Origin of the sequence: Pontibacter ruber, from assembly GCF_023630205.1 — a bacterium.
In the GTDB taxonomy this organism is placed as follows: domain Bacteria; phylum Bacteroidota; class Bacteroidia; order Cytophagales; family Hymenobacteraceae; genus Pontibacter; species Pontibacter ruber.
This window is the reverse complement of the sequence record NZ_JALPRR010000002.1, coordinates 468,589-494,146: the sequence shown is the minus strand read 5'-3', so window position 1 is coordinate 494,146 and position 25,558 is coordinate 468,589. Positions and strand designations below refer to the sequence as shown.

The following is a 25,558-nucleotide window of genomic DNA, read 5'->3' as shown; positions in this document are numbered from 1 at the left end:
ATGGTACTTAAAATCTTTCTACTTTAGGTGCTTTATCTTAATTAGCTTACGAATGAATCTGCTTCGGCTGCCACATACCCTTAAGCATGCACTACCAGCGCGTGCAGCCACTAAAACCATACCTGCCCTGTTTTCCGCTCGTACCCTTTCAGGCTTTAAAGCCAGCGTGGCTGCCACGGCCCTGCTGTTGTCTTCAGCAGCCTGCACACAGGAGCGGGAATTGCTGCAGAATGAAGAACTGCATGAAACGGTTGCAAGTACAGAAGCCCCTGTTACGGCTAACAGCGATACCCTGTTAACCGCTACTACAGATACGGCTACTACGGCTGCTCCCCTGGCAGTTGACACGCTTGCCCATGACTCTGTCAGCACGTACAAATACCCTGGGCCTGCGGCCTTGCCGGGTGCCATACTTCCCAACAAGCGCATACTGGCGTTTTACGGCAACCCACTCTCGAAGCGCATGGGCATATTGGGTGAGCTGTCTCCGGAGAAAATGCTACAGAAGTTAGATGAGGAAGTTGCCCGATGGTCGAAGGCAGACCCGCAAACGCCGGTGCAGCCCGCTTTGCATGCCATTGTGGTAACAGCCCAGGGCAAACCGGGCAGAGGCAACAAGTACCGCCTGCGCATGACAGACAAAATGATCGACAATGTGCTGGAGATGGCGAAGAAACGCGATGCGATTGTGTTTCTGGATGTGCAGGTAGGCCAAAGCACCCTGCAGGAAGAATTGCCCCGGCTTGTATCTTACCTGAAATTGCCCAACGTGCATTTGGGTGTGGACGCAGAGTTTGCCATGAAAGAAGGAGAAGTACCGGGCAAGAAAGTTGGCAGCTTCGATGCCGAGGACCTGAACTATGCCTCCGGCTTGCTAGCGGACCTGGTGAAAGAACATCAGCTGCCTCCTAAGATCTTTGTGGTGCACCGCTTTACCCAGCGCATGATCACCAATTACCGGAACATCGCCTTAAGGCCAGAAGTACAAGTGGTGATGCACATGGACGGCTGGGGACACCCGGCGCTCAAAAAAGATACCTACCGCCGCTACATACAGCGCGAGCCGGTGCAGTTCACAGGGTTCAAGCTCTTCTACAAAAACGACCTGCGCAACAGCCCGCGCCTCATGACACCGGACGAGATCCTGAATCTTGACCCGAGGCCACTGTACATTCAGTATCAGTAAGTATAAATAGAAGTATAAAGTATAAAAGCGGGTGAGGAATCGGTGTCCTCACCCGCTTTTATACTTTAATATCATACTATCGGCTCCGTTTACTTTGCAGAAGCAGGCAAATCCATACTTGTCGCCGTAAACTTTATGCTTTTCGGAGTCTTTCCTTTATCCAGGAATCGACCAGGTCCACGAGCTTTTGGTTGAAGCGGGCAGGCACAGCAGCACCGGACTGCAGGCGGCGGTAATCTTCCTTGGTACCCACTTCCATAAAACCGTGGTCGGTGCGGGGCAGAAACTGGTAGGTTGCCTTGCCCGGATAATAGCTGTTCACCACATCCACCACAAGTTTGGCACCGTCCGGGTTCAGGGCCGGGATGTCGGCCTCGCCGTAAATGGCAAGCGTGTGCGCATTGGCTGCCTTCCAGGCTTTGTTTAAAGGGATGTCGTTGAGTTGCTGCAGGAAAGTATAGTGCCGGCCAAACAGATGGCCGCGTCCGTCATAATCGAATCTCCGCTCCAGGTAAGGCTTGTACACAGCATTCTGCGCCAGTTCTCCCGGCGATTTTTTCAGAACCATCAGTTCATAAACCAGCGGCAGAAGCGTTTTCATATCTTCTTCTACCTGCACATAGTCTGTTCCGTTCATGGGGCTCTGCTCCCGGAACAGCTCGATCAGGTATTCTCCCCAGGGCTTTCCCGTGATGCCATACACAATAATACCTTTTACCTTTTCATCTGCAGCAATAAGCGGAGCTGTGTTACCACCGAGCGAATGGCCGAACAGGAAAATGTTTTCTGTATCCACGAAATCGTACTGCTTCAGCTCTTTCAGGCCGGCAGCAAAGGCTGCAAGCTCTTCGGTGTAGCTGATCTCGGTACAAGGCTGCGTGCCCTGGCTGTCGCCCATGCCGGGTTTTTCCATCCGGTAAACAGCATACCCTTTGGCTACCAGGCCATCCAGTAACAAACGTTGCGGATTATCGGCAGGCAAGTTATCGATGCTGTTGCAGCCATAGCCTTGTATAAAGAAAACGGCTGGGTATTTCCCTTTGCCTTTCGGCTTCTTGATAATAGAGCGGGCATAAGCATTATTACCGAGTGCTACCTCATCGTAGAGCACATCAGCATTCGGATCCGTCTCAAACGGCATGGGCTGCACTTTGCCTTTCAACGTCATCCTCTTCCCTTTCCGGATCAGCTCGAGCGTCACGTTCTCGCCTGTTTTAAACTGGCGCGCCCTGTCTACTACATCGGTATAGGTCTTGACAGGTGCCTGGTTAACACGCACAATCACATCGTTGGGCTGCACCCTCAGCGTGGCAGCCGTACTTTTAGGGATCACCTGCACCACAAGCGCTCCCTCCGTAGATTTGAGGTTGCCAGCCGAGGCCAGCGAATCGGATACAGGCGATAATTGTACGCCCAGGAAAGGCCTCCGCTTCAGGTTTTGCGCAAAGCCGCAGGACAGTATGCCTATCCACAGGAAAATAAAGGTTGTAATGCTTCTCATAGTTTTGTAGTTAAAGGTCAAATATCCAAATAGTTACAATACATCATCAAGTATAAAGCTGCCTAAATGTAGATGTTGTAGCTGACGAGCAGTCTTTCGTCGGGCAACTTTATAGCAGGGTACAAAAGAGATAATTTAGGGCGCAAGGGTATAATTTAAGTCCTACAGAGAAAAATTATCTGAATATTTAAAATAAAACCTTTCTAAATATAAAAAATATCCCTAACTTATTAGCAATCAGGATATCTCAAAAGAATTTAAAAATATGAGCCTGGTTGGAGTAAAAAGGTCCGGTAATTGTGTTAGGCAGTTAAAGTATCGCAGCGATACTTGCCAAAATGCATTCCGGCCGAAGGTCCGAAGCGCCTAACCATAAGATGGGAAATCATGACGCGAATGTTACAGTCTTCACACATTGTCAATTTTGTAGTACGGTTTATACAGATCATTATCGTTTTTCCGCTGGCCGTACTCATCAGTTTTTACACGCAACGCATCAGTTTCATCGATTACGAACTGAACTTCCTGCTGTGCGTGATGCTGGCTGCCACCATCTCGGTGATCGTTACTAAAATCAGCCGTAAGCTCATTGTGGCCATGTTTGTGGCAATTCTGGGGGTAATGTTCTTCAACAGCACGTTTGCTGGCTACGGCTCTGACAACCTGTATTCTGACTATAACGCCATGCTGGTGAACATGACCAGCAACCCGCACAAGGTGTCTTACTTTAAGCCGGTGAAAGGCACTTACTTCCAGGAGCGCCGCGTAAAAAGTGCCATGCAGCCCACGCACCCAGCCGTACGGGCGTTTGCCGTAGAAAACTCAACCCGCTACTTCCACGACGAGTATTACCGCAAGTATGGAAAAATAGCGCGTTACTTTTCGCTGTTCAAACACATCTGCCTGAACTGGAAATACGTGAACGACCCGGTTGGCCTGGATTACTACTCCCCCCCTACCGAAAGCATAGGTCTGCTGGCCGGCGACTGCGACGACTATTCTATTCTGATGGCTTCTTCGGTGATGGCCATTGGCGGCGAGGCACGTGTTGTGATTTCTACCAGCCATATGTATACCGAGGTAAAGGTAGGCACCACAGACGATCTGGAAGCTGTAAGTTATGCCGTGCGCACCCTGTTCCCGGATGAAGTGAACGGAGGCAAGATACACCTGCACGAAACAAACGGCGATCTCTGGATCAACTTCGATTATACAGCCAACTACCCCGGAGGTCCGTTCCTGGAGCCGGAACTATACAGCGTGATCACCTTTACCGAATAACCCAAACGTAAGACAAGTACAGCTTTTAAGCTGATTAAAACGTACAAGTGCAGCAGCCACCTTGACTGGTGGCTGTTATTTTTTTATACTTAGCAAAAACTATAGAACGCACTATGCCCAAGATCTTAATAATAGATGATGAACGGGCCATCCGCAGCACCCTGAAGGAGATCCTCGAGTTCGAGAACTACACGGTGGACGAAGCGGAGGATGGCGTAAAAGGCCTGCAAAACCTGAGCAAGAGCAAGTATGATGTCGTGCTCTGCGACATCAAAATGCCTAACATGGATGGCCTTGAGGTGCTGGAAAAAGCTATGGAAATAGCCCCGGACACCCCGTTTATCATGATTTCGGCCCACGGCACCATCGATACGGCCGTGGAAGCCACCAAAAAAGGAGCCTACGATTTCCTGCAGAAACCACCGGACCTGAACCGTTTGCTGGTTACGGTACGGAACGCACTGGACAAATCGAACCTGGTAACAGAGACGAAGATCCTGAAGAAGAAGATATCAAAAACCTACGAGATGGTGGGTGCTTCGGCAGCGCTGGGCCGGGTGAAACAGGCGATCGAAAAAGTAGCGCCTACCGATGCCCGCGTGCTGATTACGGGCCCGAACGGCTCCGGCAAGGAACTGGTGGCCCGGGCCATACACGAGCAAAGCAACCGTGCCTCTGGTCCGCTGATCGAGGTGAACTGCGCCGCCATCCCGAGCGAGCTGATAGAAAGCGAACTGTTCGGACACGAGAAAGGCTCCTTTACCTCGGCTGTAAAGCAACGCATCGGTAAGTTTGAGCAGGCGAACGGCGGCACCTTGTTCCTGGACGAGGTAGGCGACATGAGCCTGTCGGCGCAGGCCAAAGTGCTGCGCGCGCTGCAGGAGCACAAGATTACGCGCGTGGGCGGCGACAAGGACATACAGGTGGATGTGCGGGTGATCGCGGCTACGAATAAAAACCTGCTGGAAGAGATCGAAGCCAAGAACTTCCGTGAAGACCTTTACCACCGCCTTGGGGTGATTCTGATACACGTGCCGCCGCTGAACGAGCGCCGCGAAGACATTCCTGACCTGGTGCAGAAGTTTTTGCAGGACATCGCCAACGACTACGGCAACAAACCTAAAACCATTACCCCGGATGCCATGCAATACCTGCAGGGCTTAGACTGGCGCGGTAATGTGCGGGAGCTACGCAATGTAGTAGAGCGCCTGGTGATCATGAGCGGGAACGAGATTACCGCTGAGGATGCCAAAGCCTATGCCCGTCCGGTGGTAGCCTGATAGGGCAATACTATACTATAAACAAGAAAGCCCTTGCCGTTTAGCGACAAGGGCTTTCTTGTTATGGAATGATGGGAAGAATAATATCCTTCATTGAGTGCTTTTTTTATAGCGCGAGCGTCCTCGCTCGTGCTTACTATATGGAAGGCCTCCGGCCAATAAGTATAGAAAGCAGGGCCAGAGGCCCCACGATAGCAATCACGAGCGAGGACGCTCGCGCCATGAGCTTGTATTTTAACCAGTCGCCTGGTATAAGTATAAGTATAAGTATAAGTATAAGGTCATACCTCAGGCCGCCGCCGCAGCTCCTTGTTTCAGCCAGCAACAGTTTTTATACTTTTCGCCGCTGCCGCAGGGGCAGGGTTCGTTGCGGCCCAGGCGTTTGCCGTAGGGGTTCAGCAGGCTTCGGAAGTCGATACGGAAACGGCGTTTGGGGTTCTGGTGAAAGACCTTCGTCAGCAACTCGTACAATCTGGGATGTTTTTCTGCCAACTGTCCGGGCTTTTCGAAAAAGTACTCGGTAACGACGGCAAAGAACTCCGCCTCGCTGGTAGCCCCGTACGGATTGATATCCGACTCTCCCTTATTAATGGCTTTGATCTTGCGGTACATCAGTTCCTGCCACGGCTTTACCAGTTCTTCCGGCATGTAGGCTTTCGGAACCCCGTCAATCTCGCCGTCGGCCTGGTCCAGCATGTGCGCAAATTCGTGAATGCCTACGTTCTTGCGGTCGCCCATCTCGTTGAAGCCCTGCTCCAGCGCAGGTTTGGAAAGGGTAACGTAATGATCGTTCTGGAACGGATTCACCCGCCCGAGCACTTCCGTGACCGCCTCGTTGTCTTTGTCCTGGAAGCGCTTGATGCGGCCCGGGAACACAATTACTTCTCCTAAGTTATGGTACTCCCAGTCGCGGAAGCCGAAGATGGGTATGATGGCGCTGGAAGCGACCAGTACCTTGGTGGTATCGTCTATTTCGGTCTGAATGCCGGTGATGCGCTTCTCCGAAAGGAAGAGCTGCACCATTTTCTCAAATTGCTTCTGCTCCTCTTCTTTCAACGTATGATAAAAACCTACCCGGTCCTGCAGGATTTTACGCCATTCTACCGGAAACTCCTGCGCAAGTACCTGTTTGCGCCTGCGATCTTTGCGTGTAGCCCATCTGTAAAAAAGCAGGACCATGCCTGCCACCAAAGCAATAAAAAACAAATAACCCATGGGCAACTAAACGGAACAGGAGAAGGAAAGATTCTTATACTACCATCAGGTTACAACCCCGTATGTCAGAGTTGTCGAAACGGCCGAGTACCTCAAAGCCTCCGTTATCATGGGAGCGCCCGATGTCTTTGGTCTCGATGAAAGCACAGGAGTCGACGTTGGCCAGGTCGATGACGTTGATACCGCCCGAACGCAGGTTGTGGTTCACATCAAACGGATCGTTGAGGTCGCGCAACAGCACGCGCATGGTATAGCCGGGCCTGAAAATGCTGTCGCCCAGCGAATATGCCTGCGAGAGCAGTTCGGTCATACCGTACTCGGAGTGGATGGCATCCACTCCAAAGCCCTGCTTGAGGTGGGCGTGCAGTTCTTCCCGGATCATTTCGCGGCGCCTGCCTTTCATACCACCCGTTTCCATGATGGTAACGCCTGAGAAATCCTCTTTCCCGTGCAGGCGCGCTGCCCAGTCCAGCAGGGCATAGGAAACGCCTATCAGCAACACCTTTTTACCGCGCTGCCGCGCGTGTTGCATAGCCTGCAGCAACTTGCCATGCTCGTGCAGGTAAAATCCCTTCTCCTCCTGCCCGGTCTGCTGAATAAAATAATCGACCATGGCGACGAGCGAAGAGCCGCCCTGCTCCAGGTACGAAGGCAGCAAGGCCAGCACCACGTAATCCTGCAGGGAGCCGTAGTACTGCTCAAATATCAGCCTGGTAGTATAGGTATACCAGTTCAGGTGCGAAACAAAATGGCGGCTGCGCGTCATCTGGGTGGTGCCGCTGCTGTAAAAGGTAACTTCCGGCTCAAACGTACCGGTCTTTACGTCGTGTGTCTTGAAAAACTCGATGGGCAGAAAAGGAATGTGCTCCAGTTGCGTTACCTGCTGAGGTGCCACGTGCAGGTGCGAAATATACGCTTTGTATACTTCGTTGTGTTGGGCCTGGTACTGAAAGAGCTGCAATGCCAGTTCCGTAAAGTCGAAAGACTGGTTCCGGTGCAGTTGCTGTATGTGGCGGTCCTTAAATTCCATCCAAATAAAGTTATAACAATTCCTATATCTGTTCGTTTAGTTTAGTAAATTTAGCTTCATTTTCTGATATCCCACATGAAATCCATGCTAAAGTATAGTGCCGTATTGCTTCTGCTGATGCTGGCCTTTAGTTCCTGTCGGAAAGAGCCCAACTACCCGGATGAACCTAAAATTGAGTTCAGACGGGTGGAACAATATCACTTTGAAAGAAACCGACTGAAAACAGATTCACTGGTGCTGGTAATTCATTACGAAGATGGAGATGGCAACCTGGGTCTTTTATCCGACACTGCCTCCTCAGACTGGCAACCTCCTTTTGACAGGGGCTCTGTTTACCACAACAATTTTGTTACGAAACTATACATCCGGGTGCCCGATGAAATGAACCCTGGTCAGTTTAAATTCATGGAGTACCAGTTTCCGGTAGCAGGCTTTGATTACAGCGGGCGCTTTACCCGCCTGTCGGCCGATGACCGGGAAGAACCGCTGGAAGGAGAGATCAAGTATAGCTTTAAAATAGACGCCGACCTTTTCCTGCCGGGAGACGTGATAAAGTTTGACATTTTCATCTATGACCGCACCCGCCCTATACCTAATAAGAGCAACGTGATCACGACCGACGAAATCACGCTGTTCCAGGATTAAGACTGCGCTTAAAGTATAGCTACAGAAGTATAAAAATGAAAAGTCCCCGGAGTAAGTACTTCGGGGACTTTTGTTTATGTCTTAGAAAATCTCCGGGTAAGCTTCCGGATCTGCTTCGTTCAGTATCTCATACACTGCCTCAAATACATCTTCTGTATTTGGTTTGGAGAAGTAATCCCCGTCTGATGAGTATGGAGGGCGGTGCGCGTGTGCTGACAGGCATTGTGGCTTCGAATCGAGGTAACGCCATGCTCCCTGCTCGTCCACTACCTGCTGCATCATGTAAGCGGTTGCACCGCCTGGCACATCCTCGTCAGCAAACAACACACGGTTGGTCTTGCGGATAGAGTCGGTAATGGTATGCTCGATGTCGAATGGCAGCAAGGTCTGCACGTCGATCACCTCGGCAGATATGCCAAAATCTTCCAACTGCTTGGCTGCTTCCATCACAATACGGCACATAGAGCCATAGGTAACGATGGTAATATCTGTACCCTCTCTCAGGATCTCCGGCTTGCCGAGCGGCACTGTAAACTCTGCTATATTGCTCGGGATGCGCTCTTTCAGACGGTACCCGTTCAGGCACTCAATAATCAGGGCCGGCTCATCAGACTTAAGCATGGTATTGTAGAAACCAGCTGCCTGCGTCATGTCGCGCGGCACGAGCACGTGTATACCACGTATGCTGTGCAGTATCATACCAATTGGGGAGCCGGAATGCCAGATACCTTCGAGGCGGTGGCCACGTGTACGGATGATCATTGGTGCTTTCTGCCCGCCTTTGGTACGGTACTGCAAGCAAGCCAAGTCATCCGACAGGATCTGGATAGCATATAATAAATAATCAAGGTACTGTATCTCCGTGATTGGGCGCAGACCACGTAATGCAGCGCCTATGCCCTGCCCTACAATCGTACACTCCCGGATACCGGTGTCTGTTACACGCAGCTCGCCGTGCTTTTCCTGCAAACCTGCAAAAGCCTGGTTCACGTCCCCGATCTTACCTACGTCTTCGCCAATGGCAAACACACGCGGGTCGCGGGCAAGTATGGCATCAAAGCATGCCTGCAGCACTTCACGTCCGTCTACATGCGGGGCCTGCTCATCAAATTCAGGTTTTATTTCCTCTACCAGCAGTGCCGACTCATCGGACTGGCTGTACAAGTATGAATTGAAGCGATCCGCATTCTCGCCCATCGTCTGCTCCAGCCAGCCGATCAGCTCACGCTTGGCCTGGTTGCGCTCGTCGCGCACATAACGCAGGGCACGGCGCACTACCCGCACAGCATCGCTACGGATTGGGGCAACGGTTCTGCGAAGCTCTTCTGTAATGGTTGCAATTTCAGTGATGTGCTCGCTGGCAGCAGCCAGGTTATCGAGCAACTTCAGCGCTTCCTCGTGGTCTGTTTTGATGGCTCCAGCAAAGGCATTCCAGGCGTTGGTTCGTGCAATACGTACGGCCTCCTTTGCTTCTGCCTCGATCTGATCCAGGTCTTCCTGTGATGCAATGCCGGAATCGATGATCCACTCGCGCATTTTCTTCAGGCAGTCGTAGTCTGCTTCCCAGGCCAGGCGCTCTTTTGATTTGTAGCGTTCGTGCGAACCTGACGTGGAGTGGCCCTGCGGCTGTGTTACTTCTTCAACGTGTATCAGTACCGGCACGTGTTCCTCGCGGCAAACGCGCACGGCAGCTTCGTATGTCTCGCAAAGGGCAGCGTAGTCCCAGCCTTTTACCTTGAATACTTCAAAGCCCTGCTCGTCTTTGCTGTTGCGCTGGAAACCAGCCAATATTTCAGAAATGCTGCCTTTGGTGGTCTGGTACTCGGCTGGTACGGATATACCATAGCCATCGTCCCACACCGACATCAGCATCGGCACCTGCAGCACACCGGCAGCGTTAATGGCCTCAAAGAACATACCTTCGGAAGTAGATGCATTACCAATGGTGCCAAAAGCCACTTCGTTTCCGTTCACGGAGAACTGCTGCATGTTGTGCAGGGCTGGGTTCTGGCGGTATAGTTTTGAAGCGTATGCCAAGCCCACCAGGCGCGGCATCTGGCCGGCTGTAGGCGAGATGTCAGCACTGGAGTTTTTGAGTTTGCTCAGCTCTTTCCACTTGCCTTCCTCGTCCAGCAGGCGGGTGCCGAAGTGTCCGTTCATGGCGCGACCGGCGGTGGCAGGCTCTGCCTCCACATCGGTATGCGCATATAATTGTGCAAAATATTGCTGGAGCGTCAGTTCGCCAATGGCAAACATAAAGGTCTGGTCGCGGTAGTAACCGGAACGAAAATCGCCGGGCTGGAAAAACTTAGCCATGGCCAGTTGGGCTACTTCCTTGCCGTCGCCGAAAATACCGAACTTGGCTTTGCCCATGAACACCTCCTTACGACCGGCAAGGCTGGCCTGGCGGCTCTCCCATGCGATGCGGTAATCGTTCAGTATTTCCTGCGTGCTTAGTCTTTGATTTATAGATACTTCAGCAGTTTGCATGTCTTCTGAATATAAAATCTTAAGTATGTTTTTCAATCAAAAGTACAGAAACTTAGCCTAAATACAAATCCAGGGCTGTTTCTGAACATCTTGGCATTAAAATTGGGTGCTGTTTTTTTGTAAAAACTTTTCTATCTTTGTTTTGCTCTGTTTTTAGGATCAGATTTAAAAATTTATACTTATATTTTCGCTTATGATCAGAAAGCTTTACTCTTTAATTGTACTTAGCCTCCTTTTAACCAGCTTCAGCGCCAATGCGCAGGGCGAGCTTAAATTTGAAAAGGAAACCCATGATTTTGGCACCATTGCCGAAGGTGTACAGGCTACTTACGAGTTTAAAGTAAAAAACGTGGGCAACCAACCCGTGGTTATTGCTAATGTGCAACCATCCTGCGGCTGCACCACCCCCGACTGGACAAAAGATCCTATTTTGCCTGGCAAAACAGGCGTGATCAAGGCCATGTACAACAGCACAGGTCGTCCGGGGCCGTTCCACAAGTCCATCACGGTAACATCTAATGCAGCTACTCCGAGCCAGGTTATTTATATCAAAGGAGAAGTTGGGCCAAAAGATGTAAAAACCAGTTATACTCAGGAACAAAAGGCAAACTCCCCGCGTTTGGCAGTTGGAACCACCAGCTACAACTTTGGAAAACTTGAAAAAGGACAAAAAGCAGTAGCTAAATTCAAAATTAAAAACACGGGTCGGCAGGACCTGGTGGTGCAGGGCATAAAGAGCAGCTGCAACTGTGTGAGCTACAAAGTTTCTGAGCCGGCATTAAAAGCAGGACAGCAAGCATTTTTGGAACTAACGTATGTTCCTTCTATGTTAAAGGAGCAAAACGAGGTAGTACACATTATTTCTAACGATATAATAATGCCAGATCTCAAATTAACATTGAAAGCCAATGTAGTGGAGAACCTGGCAACAAAGAATATGTTAAGGGAGGGCTCACAGCCGGTACCTTTCAGATAGTTTTTTTCATAGTTTTATTTTGTACTAATGGCAGTGATCTTATCACTGCCTTTTTTCATTTTATACCTTTCCATTTCCTCAAATTCGCTCCCAATCCGGTGCAATTTCAGATGTCATTAACTGCCTTGTCAGCCTTAGCCTTCTAGAGCCAAAGTATAAACCACTTATCTCCAAACCAAAAACAGCATGCTTATACCTTATAATGAAGCACTTCTCCCTGCTTCAGCCTCAGGTAAAACTTAATCGGTTTGGTTTCTTAATTAGCCTTTTATTTATGTTTAGATATGGTATATTTGCGCAGCTTTACACAACTCTAATAATATAATATAGAACGACATGATTATTGGTGTTCCTAAGGAAATCAAGAATAACGAAAACCGTGTAGGTGCAACCCCTGCCGGTGTAAACGAGCTGGTGCGTAACGGCCACACCGTTTATGTGCAGGCTACTGCCGGCGAAGGCAGCGGTTTTGCCGACGAAGATTACGTTAGAGCAGGTGCTACCATCCTTCCAAGCATTGAAGAAGTATACGGCATCGCTGAAATGATCATCAAAGTAAAAGAGCCGATTGAGTCTGAGTACAACCTGATCAAGGAAGACCAGTTGCTGTTCACTTACTTCCACTTTGCTTCTTACGAGCCGCTTACACACGCCATGATCGAGCGTAAAGCAGTTTGCCTTGCTTACGAAACAGTAGAAAGACCTGACAGAAGCCTGCCTTTGCTGGTGCCTATGTCAGAAGTTGCTGGCCGTATGTCGATTCAGGAAGGTGCAAAATACCTGGAGAAACCACTGAAAGGACGTGGTATCCTGTTGGGTGGCGTGCCAGGTGTTCAGCCTGCTAAAGTACTTGTACTTGGCGGTGGTGTGGTTGGTACGAATGCTGCTAAAATGGCGGCTGGTATGGGTGCTGATGTGACCATCCTGGACACGAACCTTGCCCGTCTGCGTTACCTAGATGATGTTCTTCCTGCGAACGTTAAAACACAAATGTCGAACGGTTATGTAATCCGTGAGCTGGTACAAACGCATGACCTGATCATTGGTGCTGTATTGATCCCGGGTGCTAAAGCTCCGCACCTGATCACGCGCGACATGCTTGCTACAATGAAACCAGGTACGGTACTGGTAGACGTAGCCGTTGACCAGGGTGGTTGCATCGAAACCTGCAAGCCGACAACGCACGAGAACCCAACTTACATCATCGACGATGTGGTTCACTACTGCGTGGCTAACATGCCGGGTGCTGTGCCTTATACTTCTACTCAGGCACTTACTAATGCTACATTGCCTTACGCAGTGCAGCTGGCTAACAAAGGCTGGAAGCAAGCGTGCGCTGACAGCAACGAACTGAAGCTTGGCTTGAACGTAGTGAACGGCAAGGTAGTTTACAAAGGTGTGGCAGAAGCCTTCAACCTGGACTACACTCCTGTTGAGTCTGTTCTGTAAGTATAACTTACATTGACATAAAAAGCGCCTTTCCGGTACATCCGGAAAGGCGCTTTTGTTTTAGGAGGAAGCAGGAGCTGCTGCCTGAAGGTATAACAAAGTCTACTTTCGAACAATCCTGCAAGCTGCTGTTGTTCTGTTTGAAGATTGGAAGGTATAACGGCATTTCCTAACGAGCTATGATTAGGTATCTTTGCACGCTGTCTGCTTTAAAAGATCTGTAAACAGAACGAATACATGTTTGATCATACACTGAAACTGCTGCTGCGAAGGCTCGGCCTGATGCTTGTGCTGTACATGCTACTGCGGCTGTTCTTTTATTTTTTCAACTATAGCACCTTTTCCGGAGCCGATGTAAGTGCTACGCTGCTGGCTTTTCTGCACGGCCTGCGCTTTGATCTGGCAGCGCTTACGGCCATTAACGCGCCTTTTATACTGCTTTCGCTGTGGCCGCATGGCCCTACGCATAGCCGCTCCTGGCAACGCTTTTTGCTTGGGTTGTTCGTTCTGCTAAATGTACCTTTCCTGGCGCTGGCGCTCATCGACCTGGAGTTTTTCAAGTTTATCGGCAGGCGCTCCAGCAACGAAATATTTACCATAACCGGCGATATACTCAACCAACTGGGGCAACTGGCCTTGAACTACTGGTACCTGGGGCTTGGGTTTCTACTTGTGATTGTCGGGCTAGTGCGGGTATACCCCAGAAGTAATGAGCAGGCAGTACAGCAGCACCCCTACCCTCTACGCTACCTGCGCCTGTTGCTGGTAATAGCGCTGGCTATACTGGCCATTCGGGGCGGAGTGCAACTGAAGCCGCTGCGCACCAGCCATGCTTTTATACTTCAGCCTGCCGCTTTGGGTCACCTGACGTTGAACAGTCCGTTTACCTTTATTAAAAGCATAGGCCAGAACAAACTGGAGGAGAAGCACTATTTTTCTTCTGAGGATGCCTTGCTGGCAGCCCTGCCTTTTGATGCTGATAAGTATAAAAATCTGTCGGGCTTGCCTAAGAAAGAAAACGTGGTCATTATCATACTGGAGAGTTTTGCCTCGGAATATGTGGGCGCTTTGAACGGAGGCAAAGGCTATACACCTTTCCTAGATTCGCTGGCAACGCAGGGATTGCTGTTCAAAAACAACTTTGCCAACGGCCGTAAGTCCATCGAAGCACTTCCATCAGTGCTGGCCGGCTTGCCTTCGCTGATGCAGGAGCCTTATATTACTTCTGCCTATCAGGGCAACACACTGTATGGTTTGGGTGCTGTACTGCAGGAGCACGGGTACAAAACTGCTTTCTTCCATGGAGCGGCAAACGGTACCATGGGCTTCAATAACTTCAGCAAGCTGGCAGGCATGAGCGAGTATTACGGCCTGGATGAGTACCCTTCTGATCTTAGCAAGCAGGATTTCGACGGGCAGTGGGGTATTTTCGATGAGCCCTACCTGCAGTATGTATCGCGACAGCTAACCGGATTTAAACAGCCCTTCCTGGCTACCCTGTTCACACTTAGCTCGCACCAGCCTTACACCGTACCGGCCAAGTATAAAGGTCAGTTTCCAAAAGGAGAATTAGAGATTCACGAGTCCATTGGCTACGCGGACCATGCCTTGCGGGAGTTCTTTAAGAATGCCTCCCTACAACCCTGGTACCAGAACACTTTGTTTATACTTACCGCCGATCACACACAGGAAAGTATCAACCCGGCTTACCAGAACGAACTGGGCCACTACCGGGTACCGCTCCTGCTCTTCCGTCCGGGGCAGAAGTTTGAAAGTATAGATCCGGAAAAAGTAACGCAGCAGGCGGACATCTTCCCGACCGTAGTGGATTACCTGAACCTGCCGACCCGAAAACTGCCGCCCTTTGGACAATCGGTACTGGATAGCAGCAGTTCCGGCAGAGCCTTGTTCTACAACGGCAACTCCTATTTTCTGGTGCAGCCATCCGGTGTAACAGAGCTTACAGTAGACGACAAGACGCAATTCTATACTTTCCCGGATCTTGCTCCTGCCCCTCCTGCTGAGAAAAACGCGCTGCAACTCAAGGCTTACGTGCAGTACTTTCGTAGCGGGATGGTCAGCAACAGGTTATACCTGAAGTAATTTTGAAGGATTGAATGTGGGTTTCATCTTGTATAGTATACTGCCACTTGCTGTTGTGCCCTTGCTGCGTGTTTTCACCAGCAAGCATGACGGCAGCTGATGTATAAATCCACCCCTGCACCTCGCTGAGGAGAGGAACTTCTGCCTTTGGTGTAGTTGAGTTTATACCTCCCTAGTTTCTGTGGTCCAACCACCCCTGCCCCTCCTTGTCTAAGGATGGGAGTTCTGTCTTTGACTATACTTGAAAGTATAAGTTTCATAGCTGCTGCAGTCATCCCCCTACCCCCTTCAAAGGGGGACTTGGTTCTAGTTGCATAGCCAGAAGCTAAGTCGTGTCATTTCCAGTCCTTGGGTTGAGCGCCTTCTGGGTTTCCGGTGCCCGCGAGGGCATTGCGACCGAAGGGTAGCAAAGGAAAGCCAGACAGCGCGATGCCCGAGGACGAGGCCCCGCGACCGTGAGCGCACCAATGGAAACTATGAAAGTATAAGCAAGTAAAACTAAGGAAGAACAGCAGCTACAATAGCTAAGGCTTGGCGGCGTAAAGTATAAAATTAAACAACAGCAGATTTCTCGTTACCACTCGAAATGACAGTCACATTGATTACTCAAACCCTTGTTCAAAACCATACTTAGGAATGTCCTGCAACGGCATAAACTTGCGGGTGGCAAAATCAACTTCCCAACAGTAGTGCTCCAACCCGTTTGTGATAACCACGTATGGTGCCTGCAACACCTGGTTGTAAGTAGATACCTGTTTTACCACCTCCTGCGTAATAGGCACATGCGCCGCTTTGCACTCCACCAGCAAAAAGGGACTGCCCGTGTTAGTATAGATACAAATATCGGTACGTTTCTGCAGCTTATTGTACGTGGTGCCGCGCTCCACACTGATCAGGCTTTTGGGGTAAGCGAGCGAATTAACCAGGTAATGGATGAAGTGCTGGCGCACCCATTCTTCAGGCGTCAGTAAAACGTATTTCCGGCGCAGTACGTCAAAAATCAACATATTAGCGCCAGATTGTTTAAGTTTGTATTCAAACGGCGGAAGATTGAGCGTTTTCATAACGCTAATTTACATCATTTATACTTGCAGCCGTATGGCCCGGCAGGTGTCATTTTAATTAGATTGACTATGAAAGAGAAAGACGAGATTGTTAAAAACTGGCTTCCGCGCTACACGGGTGTGGAACTGAACGAATTTGGAGAATACATCCTGCTGACTAACTTTATAAACTATGTCCGCATGTTTGCCGACCGCTTCGGGGTTGAGATCAGGGGACTGGACAAACCCATGCAGACGGCCACGGCTAACAACATCACCATCATCAACTTTGGTATGGGCAGTGCCATGGCAGCTACGGTTATGGACCTGCTCTCGGCTATCAAGCCCAAGGCAGCTTTGTTTCTGGGCAAGTGCGGCGGCCTGAAAAGGAAAACCCAACTGGGCGACTTGATTCTTCCGATCGCTGCTATTCGTGGCGAAGGTACTTCCGACGACTACCTGCCACCTGAAATTCCCGCGCTTCCGTCTTTCCGTTTGCAGCGTGCTGTTTCCTCTATGATCAAGAAACACGAAATGGACTACTGGACCGGTACCGTTTATACGACCAACCGCCGCGTTTGGGAGCACGACGAAGACTTTAAAGATTACCTGCGCCAGATCCGTGCCATGGGCATCGATATGGAAACGGCCACTATCTTTACAGTAGGCTTCATTAACGAAATTCCGCACGGCGCCCTGCTGCTAGTTTCTGATAACCCAATGATACCGGAAGGTGTGAAAACCTCTGAAAGCGATAAACTGGTTACCTCTAACTATGTGGAGAAACACCTGAGCATCGGCATCGACTCGCTGTTGGAACTGATCAACTCCGGGGAGTCTGTAAAACACATGCGCTTTGAATAACCTGACCCTATGACCAACACCCTTCGCACCCTTACCGCTGCCCTACTATTGGGCGGCACCTTGCTAAGCAGCTGCTCCGGCACCAAAACCGGTTCCGAGGCAGCCGACCTGATCGTGTACAACGGCACAGTGTATACGGTTAATGACAATTTTGAAAAAGCCGAAGCCTTCGCCGTAAAGGATGGCAAGATCCTGGAAGTTGGCTCCACAGCCGATATCCGCCAGAAGTATAACGCCTCAGAAGAGCTTGATGCAGAAGGTAAGGCCATTTACCCTGGACTGATCGACGCGCACTCGCACTTTTACCGCTACGGCCTTGCCCTGCAGTCGGCTGACCTGGTAGGTACCGAATCCTTCAAAGAGGTAGTGCAGCTTGTGGTAGAGCAGCGTAAGAAATACCCCGACACCGAGTGGATCACGGGCCGTGGCTGGGACCAGAACGACTGGGCCGTGAAGGAGTTTCCGGCAAAAGACACACTGGATAAGCTCTTTCCTGACACGCCGGTTATACTTACCCGCGTAGACGGCCATGCTGCGCTGGCGAACCAGAAAGCACTGGATCTGGCTGGGGTAACGCCGCAAGCCAAAATGGTGGGCGGGCTTGTAGAGGTAAAGAACGGCCGCATGACAGGTATTCTGATCGATAACGCCGTGGACCTGGTAACAAACAAAATACCGGAGGCCGATGAGGCAGAGAAACGTCAGGCACTGAAAAATGCTGAAGCAAACTGCTTTGCTGTAGGCCTTACCACTGTAGACGACGCTGGGCTAGACAAGCAGACCGTTGACCTGATCGACGACATGCAGCAGAAAGGCGAATTGCAGATGCGTGTGTATGCCATGCTGAACCCTACCAAAGAAAACAAGGACCATTACTTTAAGAACGGCCCTTATAAAACAGACAGGCTAAACGTTCGCTCGTTTAAAATTTATTCAGACGGCGCGCTAGGCTCCAGAGGTGCGAACCTGCTGAAACCCTATGCCGACAAGCATAACCATTACGGCTTCCTGCTGGCTTCTGAAAAAGAGTTTCGGGATGTTGCCGCAGAACTTAACCAGCACGGTTTCCAGATGAACACGCACGCCATCGGCGACTCTGCAAACCGTTTGCTGCTCGACATTTACGGCGAAGTGCTGAAAGAAAAGAACGACAAGCGCTGGCGCATTGAGCATGCACAGATCATCAACCCTGCCGATATGGCCAAGTTTGGCAAGTATAGCATTGTGCCATCGGTGCAGCCAACACATGCTACATCCGACATGTACTGGGCCGGCGACAGACTAGGCAAGGAGCGCATCAAGCATGCTTATCCGTTTAAAGAACTGATGCAGCAAAACGGTTATATCCCGCTGGGCAGCGATTTTCCGGTAGAAGATATCAACCCGTTGTTCGGCTTCCATGCAGCAGTAGCCCGCCAAGACGCTAAAAACTACCCCTCAGGTGGTTTCCAGATGGATAATGCGCTGAGCCGGGAAGACGCGCTGCGTGGCATGACGATCTGGGCGGCCAAATCAAATTTTGAGGAGAACGAGAAAGGAAGTATAGAAAAGGAAAAGTTCGCCGATTTTATACTTGTAGATAAAGATCTGATGAACGTAGCACCAGAACAAATGCGGGGTGTACAAATTCTACGCACTTATGTAAACGGTAAGCTGGTTTACCAGAAGAAGTAAACAGCTCATTCACTTTATAAAATAAGAGCGGCTGCCAATGTTGGCAGCCGCTCTTATTTTATACTTGTTATACTTGCAAAAGCAATCAAAAATATGATCGCCCAATTTGCCAGGTTTAGTTTACAATCTTTTGAGGTGTCAGGGATTTCTTCCCTCTGACCAGGGCTAAGAACAGCAGTCCAACTGCAAAAAAGATGATCAACGCTAAGATGCTGTTCCGCATGGAGCCGGTTGCCTGTGCGATGGCCCCGTAAGCCAGCGTACCCAATACAATGGAAACCTTTTCTGTCACATCATAAAAGCTGAAGTAAGATGCGTGGTCGGTAGTGTTGGCTGGGATCAACTTTGAATAAGTGGAGCGCGATAACGACTGCACTCCGCCCATCACAGTACCTACCACGGCTGCCAGCACATAAAAATCAAAAGCTCCTTGAATAAAGTATGCCCCAATGCAGATGCCGATCCAGATGATCACCGCCAGGATCAGCGCCCAGATGTTACCGAACTTATTGGAGAGAAAAGCGAAAGCATACGCCCCTGCAATTGCCACTAACTGAATAATAAGAATGGTCATGATCAGGGCATCGTCCGGCAGGCTAAGCTCCTCGATACCGAAGATTGTGGCCACATACATGACCGTTTGGACCCCCATGTTGTAGAAAAAATAGGCCAGCAGAAACCGTTTTAAAAGCGGCAGCTCCTTTACCTGTGCCAGCACCTTCTGCAGCTCTTTAAAGCCGTTCAGTATCCAGCTGCCTCGCGGGGTGCGCTTATATACATTGCCCGGCAAATGATAAAAGGTATACTGGGCAAAGCCAAACCACCACAAACCTGTGGTCAAAAAAGCAATGCGCGGTGGCAGGCTCTTGTTATCCGGTGCTATGCCAAAAATCTCTGGTTTCAGGATCATGGCCAGGTTAAAAATGAGCAGGAGCACGCTGCCAAAGTATCCCATGGCAAAGCCTCGGGCGCTCAGCTTATCGTACTGGTCCTCGGTAGCAATTTCGGGCAGGTAAGAGTTATAGAATACAATACTGCCACTAAACCCGATAGAAGCCAGCACAAAAAGTATAACGGAAAAGGTGAAAGTCTCTCTGGTAAAGAAGTATAACCCGGCACAGGAAATGGAGCCCAGGTAGCAGAACAACTGCATGAAAAGCTTTTTGCGCCCGCTGTAATCTGCAATGGATGTCAGGAAAGGGCTTAAAGATGCGATGATCAGGAACGAGGCAGAAACAGCATACGAAAACAAAACAGAGCTCTGCAGTTCGTAACCCAGGAAGCTGACCACAGTAGACCCGGATGCAGGGTGCTTGGCCACTGCGCTGTAATAGATCGGGAAAATGGTGGACGTAATAACAAGCGAGTAAACAGAGTTGGCCCAATCATAAAAGCACCAGGCCCGGGTAACGGTGGGGTTATTTTTTTGCATAGCAGAAATATATGCAAAAAAATAATACTGTAACCGGTAGCTGCAAACGAAGTTTTATGCTTCTGCAACAGAATCCTGATGCCGTTGCTTCATAATGTCAAGCGCCAGTTCCCAAAGGTGTTCGTACGGTACAATCTCGACTTCGGCATAGGCTTCGCCAGGCGCTTTCGTCACCTTTAACTTCTGAAATAACGCCTCTCCTTTAGCAGCGCATTTTTCATAATCGAACGCTTCCCGGAGCGCCAGCGTCATCAGTTTATAAAATATCTTAATGCGCTCTACTTTATCATTTTTCAGGTACCTGGCAGCATACTTCCGGTAGCGATCAATGTAGGTCTCAAATACATCACTCGTTTGATGGTTAAAGAGCAGATACATAAACTCCAGCACATTCACATACACGTAAAAACCCTGTTTGTCTTTAGAGATGTAGCTGGCTTCTTTCAGTTCATCTAACAATTTGGATGAGACAGTATGTTTGGTGACCAGGTCAATGAACGCGTTGATTAGACACCACCTTTCTTTTACAAGTTCTGGTAAACTTTGAGAAAACTTATTCTTGTTAACCTGCTCTATAAGATTAGATGCCAAAGTATAATCTTGCTTATATAAAGCCAACAGAATATAATTCTCCATATGGGCAAACCAATTACCGCTATGCTTATCATATAGGGGTAATGCTTGAGCAGCAAGTTCTAAACCTTTATCATACAGCTCTGCACGGAGATGTGCATAAACACAAAGAAATATATTCATGCTCCGATCGAATATATTTTTATTTACCATCCCATCAGCTACTAATTTGTCTGCATACTTTGTAAATTCTATAACTGAAGTAAAATCCCCCTGCTGTTCGTATAATTGTATTTGCACAAGGTAGTAATACTCAAATGTTCTATAAGTCCTGTTTCTTTCCCATAATTCTTTCAGTCTAGAGATAGCTTCCTCTATTTTGCTTAGTAGCTCATACCTGTTATCTACAAAGTAGCCAGATTCCAGACGAAACTTCCTAGATATGCTCTGAGCTTCTCTTTCCGCAAGAACTATATCTTTAAGCCTCTCTGCTACATCTGTATAGAAGCTTAGCTTCTTTATGTCTTTTTTATAGTAATAAACTCCCTTCAGAAGATCCGTAGCATTTAATTGGAGGTCATAAAAATCATATTCTTTTGCTATTTGCAATACCTTTTCTACTAATTCTATCACTAAATCATACTCATCCAAATTAAACAGGATGCTAGCCCTATACTGCAGCGACTCGGCTTCCAGTCGCATTTGCTTCCTTTCCCCAAAGTTTTTATCGTGTAAATTGAGCAAATGAAGCTGGTTGAAAAGTTTTTTCTTTACTCTGGATTTTAGCATTCTATAACTGGTAGGTACAGCATTTAGCTGCTTCCCATACAGCTCCTGAACAGCATCTTTGTCAGATAATATCGCTTCATCTCTTACCATAAAATAAAGCCGTGATTCATGGCTAGAGGTATCTTCAAGATTTATTAAAAAGTTTGGTTGCATTCCCCTTTGCTCCAGCAAAGTGATGAGCCTTTTAATACGATCCATTAGAGTAGAATTTGGTCATTAATTAAGTTATGCTTTATACTTTGTTCTCTCTCTCATGCAAAATGCGCAAAATAATCTCCCACAGGTGTTCATAAGGGATAATTTCAATCTCGGCAAAAGCATCACCGGGGGTTGGCGCCTCCTGTAATTTCTCAAGTATTTTTGCTCCTTTTATTTCACAACTCTTAGGATTAAAGTCCTCTGTTACCGTTAACATAAGCAGCTTTAAGAATAACTTACTTCTTAAGCTGAAAACATCTTTAAGGTGCGTCAGAATATACTTCTTAAGACTCTCGATGCGGTATAGAAGGGCTTCCGCATCCCCATTCTCTAGAAAATAAATAAACTGCAGGATTAGGATTGCAACGTTAAATCCCTGCTTGTCTTTGCTATACTCTGGAAGTGATAGCAGGTAAGGGTTATTCCTATCCTTGTAAAACGATTTATTTGGAGCAACTAATCTAAAGTATAGTTGATACAGTTTCCAACGCTCCTTTGCAGTTGTTAAGATTCGACTAAAGGACGTATTATCAAAGACTTTCTGTAACAATAACTGGCCTAATTCATACTGTTTAGCGTGCACGGCGAGCAGGAAATAATTTTCCATGTATGCGAACCAATTCGGAGAACTTTGCGGATACAGTGGCAAGTACATTTCTGCATATTTTAACCCGTTCTGCAGATTGCTCGCTCTTAAGTGAGCGTATACCAATATGTAGTTATTAAAACTAAGATTGAATCGGTTGGGATTGATAACTCCTTCCTCTACTAACTTGACCGCATCCAGTGTAATATCTACAAGCTTTGAAAAATTTCCCTGTTGCTCATGGTATCCGATATAAACTCTATAGTAAGACTGAAACAAAGAAAAAGTTTTACCTAAACTCCACAACTCCTCAAGTCTATCAATGATTTTAAGTAGTTCCGGGAGAAACTCTCTTCTTGTCTTCACTGATTTTTTCAACTTTAGGTTAAAAGTCTGGAATAACGTTAGAGCTTCTCTTTCATATTGTTTCTTAATAAGTGCTTCTTCTAACTCATCAACCACTTTATAGTACTTCTTAACCAAGCCAAGTTCCGAATAGCTAAGCGCTTTTAGTTCCAGTGCGGTTATCTGTAAATCAGTAAAACTGTATTGTAAAGCTATTGCTAAAATCTTATTTGCTAGATTTTCTACTAGGTTATACTCGAACTCATTCTTAAGAATATGAGCATGATGAATCAAACTGATGCATTCCTGCTCTTTCTGTAAGTGATCAGGCCATTTTACTTTGTTGTAATCAATAAAATATAGACTACTATAAAGCTTTCGTTTAAGGCGATGTTTCAACATCTTGTAACGAACATCATTTGCATCAGAATTATATAAATCTTTTGCAGCTTCAGTGTCTGAAAGATATTTTCCATTCTTTAAATTAGTTATAAAGAGACCTTCTTTACTGTTCTGCTTTTTTTCTTGAGTAATAAGACCATTATTACTAAGATAAGCTGTTACTAATTTTGATAATTTAATTAGTTCTTCCATATAAGGATGTCAATAGAAGTATATCAGAAGGTTTGTTATTAATAAATTAAAATAAAAATAACAAAAAGCTTATGTTACTTTTCAGCTAATATATTCATTTACTTTCAATATATAGTTGTTTAATTTTCTAATGTCAAAAAAGAAGTGCTTGTTACTTTTTATCTATAACATCAAAAGAAAAGCAATAATTAAGAAGCTAAGGGCTATTAATTGAAAACAAAATTAAAAAGTGTAAAAATTTAATTACATAATTGTTAGTTACTTTTCTTTCAAAATATTCCTTTAAATACACTAATTCAAAATAGAATTTTGTAACAGATCTTTAAAAGCTAAAAAATTAAATCATGATAACGATCATCATCTCCATCATTCTCAACTTGTTACTAGGCGCACCAACTGGCGATCAATCTACAACAACTACTACAAACACAGAAGAGCAAACAATTACCACGATGGGTGGCTCAGGTGCTTGGAGCAATGTTGAGAAAAGCGGTGGCAACTAAGCTACTTTCTGAAGTTACTATCTTCATTTTCCTTATCTTGCCTTTGCTTCCTTACTAGCCAAAGGTCATAAAACAGGATGAGGAAAATATCTACTTTACTATTTGGTTTACTTTTACTTTTAAGTTTCTGCAGTCAGCCACAGCGGGTGCCTGATGAGGTACGCGTACGCTTTTCCGCAGACCCGGAAACGTTAAACCCTGTTAACTATTCCGATGCTGGAGCGATACAGATCATAAATCTGTTGTTCCATAGTCTGCTGTCTGTTGATCTGGAGAGTGACGGGTTAAAGCCGGCATTGGCAGCCAGCATGCCGCAGGTAGAGCGAAAAGATTCGCTTACTTACTTTACTTATACTTTAAGAAAAGAAGCGGAATGGGCTAGCGGGGCTCCTGTAACAGCAGAAGATGTGGCCTTTACCTTAAAGGTGCTGAAGGCGCCTTTGGTAAATAACGAGTCCATCAAACCTCAGGTAGAGTTTATACAGGATATCATACTTGACAAGGAAGACCCGCGGAAATTTACGCTTCTATGCAAGGGATATGCCCCTGAAATGGAACTCCTGACAGGAGACTTTTTTATACTTCCGGCGTACTTATTCGATCCGGCAGGTTTGCTGAAATCTGTCTCTGTGCGTACCCTTTCCTCGGGTTCGGCAGAACCGGATAACAACGGGCGTATCAAAGCTTTTGCAGAACGCTTTAACAGCACCGAGTCAGCCAAAAGCAAAGAAATGCTGCAAGGCTCCGGAGGCTATCTGCTGGACAGCTGGGTGCCGGGACAATACATCACCCTGAAGCGAAAAGAGAGTTGGTGGGGTAAAGAACTCGGCAATGAAGCAGCGCATTTAACTGCTAACCCGGCACGTATCAGTTTTCAGATCATACCTGATAATACTACAGCACTGCTCGCGCTTAAAAACCACCAATTGGATGTACTGGAAAATATTGCTGTAGCAGAGTTCAGACAGCTGCAGCAGGATAAATCGTTTCTGGAAGAGTATACCCTGCATACTCCTAACGGGTACGAATTTGTATATGCAGGCCTCAACAGCCGCCTTCCTAAGTTTTCGGATAAACGTACCCGTCAGGCAATAGCACATCTGCTGGATGTAAACAGCCTGATCAGCGTCGTACAACAATCGCAAGCCACCCCTACTGTAGGCATTGTGCCTCCCTCCGTAAAGAAATTCTACAATTCTGAGCTAACTCCCTACAAGCATAATGTACAGAAAGCAAAGCAACTGCTTGCAGCTGCCGGCTGGAAGCAGGAAAAAGATGGCTGGTACAAGAATATCAGCGGAACTAAAGAGAAACTTACCATAGATATCGTACACCGCGCCGGAAGTACGGGTTATCAGAACTCGGCTCTTATTTTTCAGCAAAGTGCAGCAAAGGCAGGCATTCCTGTTACCATACAGGCCCTGGATGGCAGCTACCTGAGCCAGCGCATCGGGAGCCATGAATTTGACATGTTCTTCCGCGCCCTTTCCGGAAATCCTTTTGCGTTCAACTTCAAGCCCCTGCTTCATACGTCTGCTGCAGGCCTGGACGGCTTTAACACCACAGGCTTTGGCAACGCCCAAACAGACAAACTCCTGGATGCGATCAATGCTGCCCGCACCGATGAAGAGAAAGCCCTGCACCTGAAAAAGCTTCAGCAGATCATGCAGGAAGAGGCTACCCTCATCCCGCTTTATTATCTGAAAGAACGGATAGCAATTCACAAACGATTCACCAACACGAAGGTATCAGGTTTGGAGCCAAACTATGACGTTAGCGCCTTCCTGCTGAAAAACTAATA

20 protein-coding genes are annotated in these 25,558 nt (G+C 47.8%); 11 read left to right on the top strand and 9 right to left on the bottom strand.

The window, feature by feature from the left end; translation table 11 throughout:
• Positions 1–52: 52 nt before the first annotated feature.
• Positions 53–1,186, top strand: coding sequence for a hypothetical protein (locus MJ611_RS08925; RefSeq protein ID WP_250429328.1), 1,134 nt, complete (start codon positions 53–55; stop codon positions 1,184–1,186).
• Between the two features lie 133 nt (positions 1,187–1,319).
• Here MJ611_RS08925 and MJ611_RS08920 read toward each other — a convergent pair whose 3' ends face one another.
• Positions 1,320–2,687 carry an alpha/beta hydrolase family protein gene (locus MJ611_RS08920; RefSeq protein WP_250429327.1) on the bottom strand — a complete coding sequence of 456 codons (1,368 nt, stop codon included), beginning with the start codon at positions 2,685–2,687 and terminating at the stop codon, positions 1,320–1,322.
• A gap of 387 nt (positions 2,688–3,074) precedes the next feature.
• On the opposite strand from MJ611_RS08920, the gene MJ611_RS08915 reads away from it, so the two are divergent.
• Both MJ611_RS08915 and MJ611_RS08910 read left to right on the top strand, forming a co-directional pair.
• Positions 3,075–3,968 carry a transglutaminase gene (locus MJ611_RS08915; RefSeq protein ID WP_250429326.1) on the top strand — a complete coding sequence of 298 codons (894 nt, stop codon included), beginning with the start codon at positions 3,075–3,077 and terminating at the stop codon, positions 3,966–3,968.
• A 113-nt stretch (positions 3,969–4,081) separates the two neighbouring features.
• Positions 4,082–5,248: a sigma-54-dependent transcriptional regulator gene (locus MJ611_RS08910; RefSeq protein WP_250429325.1), complete on the top strand. Its 1,167-nt coding sequence runs from the start codon at positions 4,082–4,084 to the stop codon at positions 5,246–5,248.
• A 136-nt stretch (positions 5,249–5,384) separates the two neighbouring features.
• Here MJ611_RS08910 and MJ611_RS08905 read toward each other — a convergent pair whose 3' ends face one another.
• From MJ611_RS08905 to MJ611_RS08895, 3 genes are all read right to left on the bottom strand, one after another.
• Positions 5,385–5,573, bottom strand: coding sequence for a hypothetical protein (locus MJ611_RS08905; RefSeq protein WP_250429324.1), 189 nt, complete (start codon positions 5,571–5,573; stop codon positions 5,385–5,387).
• Positions 5,537–6,427 carry a zinc-dependent peptidase gene (locus MJ611_RS08900; protein WP_250429323.1) on the bottom strand — a complete coding sequence of 297 codons (891 nt, stop codon included), beginning with the start codon at positions 6,425–6,427 and terminating at the stop codon, positions 5,537–5,539. The genes MJ611_RS08905 and MJ611_RS08900 overlap by 37 nt, the downstream gene beginning before the upstream one ends.
• Before the next feature lie 70 nt (positions 6,428–6,497).
• Positions 6,498–7,493, bottom strand: coding sequence for an acyl-CoA synthetase family protein (locus tag MJ611_RS08895; RefSeq protein ID WP_250429322.1), 996 nt, complete (start codon positions 7,491–7,493; stop codon positions 6,498–6,500).
• 75 nt (positions 7,494–7,568) lie between these two features.
• Between MJ611_RS08895 and MJ611_RS08890 the strand changes: the two genes are divergently transcribed.
• Entirely contained in the window at positions 7,569–8,138 is a 570-nt protein-coding gene (locus tag MJ611_RS08890) for a hypothetical protein (RefSeq protein WP_250429321.1), read from the top strand.
• Positions 8,139–8,219: 81 nt separating this feature from the next.
• Here MJ611_RS08890 and MJ611_RS08885 read toward each other — a convergent pair whose 3' ends face one another.
• Entirely contained in the window at positions 8,220–10,628 is a 2,409-nt protein-coding gene (locus MJ611_RS08885) for an alpha-ketoacid dehydrogenase subunit alpha/beta (protein WP_250429320.1), read from the bottom strand.
• 193 nt (positions 10,629–10,821) lie between these two features.
• Here MJ611_RS08885 and MJ611_RS08880 point away from each other — a divergent pair, with 193 nt between their 5' ends.
• The 3 genes from MJ611_RS08880 to MJ611_RS08870 all read left to right on the top strand — a co-directional run bounded on the left by MJ611_RS08880 (position 10,822) and on the right by MJ611_RS08870 (position 15,156).
• Positions 10,822–11,604: a DUF1573 domain-containing protein gene (locus MJ611_RS08880; RefSeq protein WP_250429319.1), complete on the top strand. Its 783-nt coding sequence runs from the start codon at positions 10,822–10,824 to the stop codon at positions 11,602–11,604.
• Positions 11,605–11,940: 336 nt separating this feature from the next.
• Positions 11,941–13,053, top strand: a complete 1,113-nt coding sequence (gene ald, locus MJ611_RS08875; RefSeq protein WP_250429318.1) for an alanine dehydrogenase — start codon at positions 11,941–11,943, stop codon at positions 13,051–13,053.
• A gap of 237 nt (positions 13,054–13,290) precedes the next feature.
• Positions 13,291–15,156 carry an LTA synthase family protein gene (locus MJ611_RS08870; RefSeq protein ID WP_250429317.1) on the top strand — a complete coding sequence of 622 codons (1,866 nt, stop codon included), beginning with the start codon at positions 13,291–13,293 and terminating at the stop codon, positions 15,154–15,156.
• A gap of 602 nt (positions 15,157–15,758) precedes the next feature.
• On the opposite strand, the gene MJ611_RS08865 is transcribed toward MJ611_RS08870, so the two are convergent.
• On the bottom strand, positions 15,759–16,220 hold the full coding sequence (locus tag MJ611_RS08865) for a type I restriction enzyme HsdR N-terminal domain-containing protein (protein WP_250429316.1): 462 nt from the start codon (positions 16,218–16,220) through the stop codon (positions 15,759–15,761).
• A 69-nt stretch (positions 16,221–16,289) separates the two neighbouring features.
• On the opposite strand from MJ611_RS08865, the gene MJ611_RS08860 reads away from it, so the two are divergent.
• Positions 16,290–17,063 carry an AMP nucleosidase gene (locus MJ611_RS08860; RefSeq protein WP_250429315.1) on the top strand — a complete coding sequence of 258 codons (774 nt, stop codon included), beginning with the start codon at positions 16,290–16,292 and terminating at the stop codon, positions 17,061–17,063.
• A 9-nt stretch (positions 17,064–17,072) separates the two neighbouring features.
• Entirely contained in the window at positions 17,073–18,737 is a 1,665-nt protein-coding gene (locus MJ611_RS08855; RefSeq protein WP_250429314.1) for an amidohydrolase, read from the top strand.
• A 115-nt stretch (positions 18,738–18,852) separates the two neighbouring features.
• On the opposite strand, the gene MJ611_RS08850 is transcribed toward MJ611_RS08855, so the two are convergent.
• From MJ611_RS08850 to MJ611_RS08840, 3 genes are read right to left on the bottom strand one after another with little or no spacing between them, the layout of a single operon-like run.
• On the bottom strand, positions 18,853–20,169 hold the full coding sequence (locus tag MJ611_RS08850; protein ID WP_250429313.1) for an MFS transporter: 1,317 nt from the start codon (positions 20,167–20,169) through the stop codon (positions 18,853–18,855).
• A 54-nt stretch (positions 20,170–20,223) separates the two neighbouring features.
• Positions 20,224–21,729 carry a hypothetical protein gene (locus MJ611_RS08845; RefSeq protein ID WP_250429312.1) on the bottom strand — a complete coding sequence of 502 codons (1,506 nt, stop codon included), beginning with the start codon at positions 21,727–21,729 and terminating at the stop codon, positions 20,224–20,226.
• A 34-nt stretch (positions 21,730–21,763) separates the two neighbouring features.
• On the bottom strand, positions 21,764–23,254 hold the full coding sequence (locus MJ611_RS08840) for a hypothetical protein (protein WP_250429311.1): 1,491 nt from the start codon (positions 23,252–23,254) through the stop codon (positions 21,764–21,766).
• A 344-nt stretch (positions 23,255–23,598) separates the two neighbouring features.
• Here MJ611_RS08840 and MJ611_RS08835 point away from each other — a divergent pair, with 344 nt between their 5' ends.
• The gene (locus tag MJ611_RS08835; RefSeq protein ID WP_250429310.1) at positions 23,599–23,757 is read left to right on the top strand and encodes a hypothetical protein; all 159 of its coding nucleotides are present in this window, start codon (positions 23,599–23,601) and stop codon (positions 23,755–23,757) included.
• A gap of 146 nt (positions 23,758–23,903) precedes the next feature.
• A complete protein-coding gene (locus tag MJ611_RS08830; protein ID WP_250429309.1) occupies positions 23,904–25,556 on the top strand; it encodes an ABC transporter substrate-binding protein in 1,653 nt (550 codons plus the stop codon).
• The last annotated feature ends 2 nt before the right edge of the window (positions 25,557–25,558 follow it).

Excerpts from the sequence above, each read along its gene's own strand:
- MJ611_RS08835 (WP_250429310.1), top strand. The coding sequence starts at position 23,599 with ATGATAACGATCATCATCTCCATCATTCTCAACTTGTTACTAGGCGCA.
- MJ611_RS08865 (WP_250429316.1), bottom strand. The coding sequence starts at position 16,220 with ATGAAAACGCTCAATCTTCCGCCGTTTGAATACAAACTTAAACAATCT.
- MJ611_RS08890 (WP_250429321.1), top strand. The coding sequence starts at position 7,569 with ATGAAATCCATGCTAAAGTATAGTGCCGTATTGCTTCTGCTGATGCTG.
- MJ611_RS08855 (WP_250429314.1), top strand. The coding sequence starts at position 17,073 with ATGACCAACACCCTTCGCACCCTTACCGCTGCCCTACTATTGGGCGGC.
- ald (WP_250429318.1), top strand. The coding sequence starts at position 11,941 with ATGATTATTGGTGTTCCTAAGGAAATCAAGAATAACGAAAACCGTGTA.
- MJ611_RS08885 (WP_250429320.1), bottom strand. The coding sequence starts at position 10,628 with ATGCAAACTGCTGAAGTATCTATAAATCAAAGACTAAGCACGCAGGAA.
- MJ611_RS08840 (WP_250429311.1), bottom strand. The coding sequence starts at position 23,254 with ATGGAAGAACTAATTAAATTATCAAAATTAGTAACAGCTTATCTTAGT.
- MJ611_RS08845 (WP_250429312.1), bottom strand. The coding sequence starts at position 21,729 with ATGGATCGTATTAAAAGGCTCATCACTTTGCTGGAGCAAAGGGGAATG.
- MJ611_RS08910 (WP_250429325.1), top strand. The coding sequence starts at position 4,082 with ATGCCCAAGATCTTAATAATAGATGATGAACGGGCCATCCGCAGCACC.
- MJ611_RS08870 (WP_250429317.1), top strand. The coding sequence starts at position 13,291 with ATGTTTGATCATACACTGAAACTGCTGCTGCGAAGGCTCGGCCTGATG.
- MJ611_RS08925 (WP_250429328.1), top strand. The coding sequence starts at position 53 with ATGAATCTGCTTCGGCTGCCACATACCCTTAAGCATGCACTACCAGCG.
- MJ611_RS08900 (WP_250429323.1), bottom strand. The coding sequence starts at position 6,427 with ATGGTCCTGCTTTTTTACAGATGGGCTACACGCAAAGATCGCAGGCGC.
- MJ611_RS08860 (WP_250429315.1), top strand. The coding sequence starts at position 16,290 with ATGAAAGAGAAAGACGAGATTGTTAAAAACTGGCTTCCGCGCTACACG.
- MJ611_RS08850 (WP_250429313.1), bottom strand. The coding sequence starts at position 20,169 with ATGCAAAAAAATAACCCCACCGTTACCCGGGCCTGGTGCTTTTATGAT.
- MJ611_RS08880 (WP_250429319.1), top strand. The coding sequence starts at position 10,822 with ATGATCAGAAAGCTTTACTCTTTAATTGTACTTAGCCTCCTTTTAACC.
- MJ611_RS08895 (WP_250429322.1), bottom strand. The coding sequence starts at position 7,493 with ATGGAATTTAAGGACCGCCACATACAGCAACTGCACCGGAACCAGTCT.
- MJ611_RS08920 (WP_250429327.1), bottom strand. The coding sequence starts at position 2,687 with ATGAGAAGCATTACAACCTTTATTTTCCTGTGGATAGGCATACTGTCC.
- MJ611_RS08915 (WP_250429326.1), top strand. The coding sequence starts at position 3,075 with ATGACGCGAATGTTACAGTCTTCACACATTGTCAATTTTGTAGTACGG.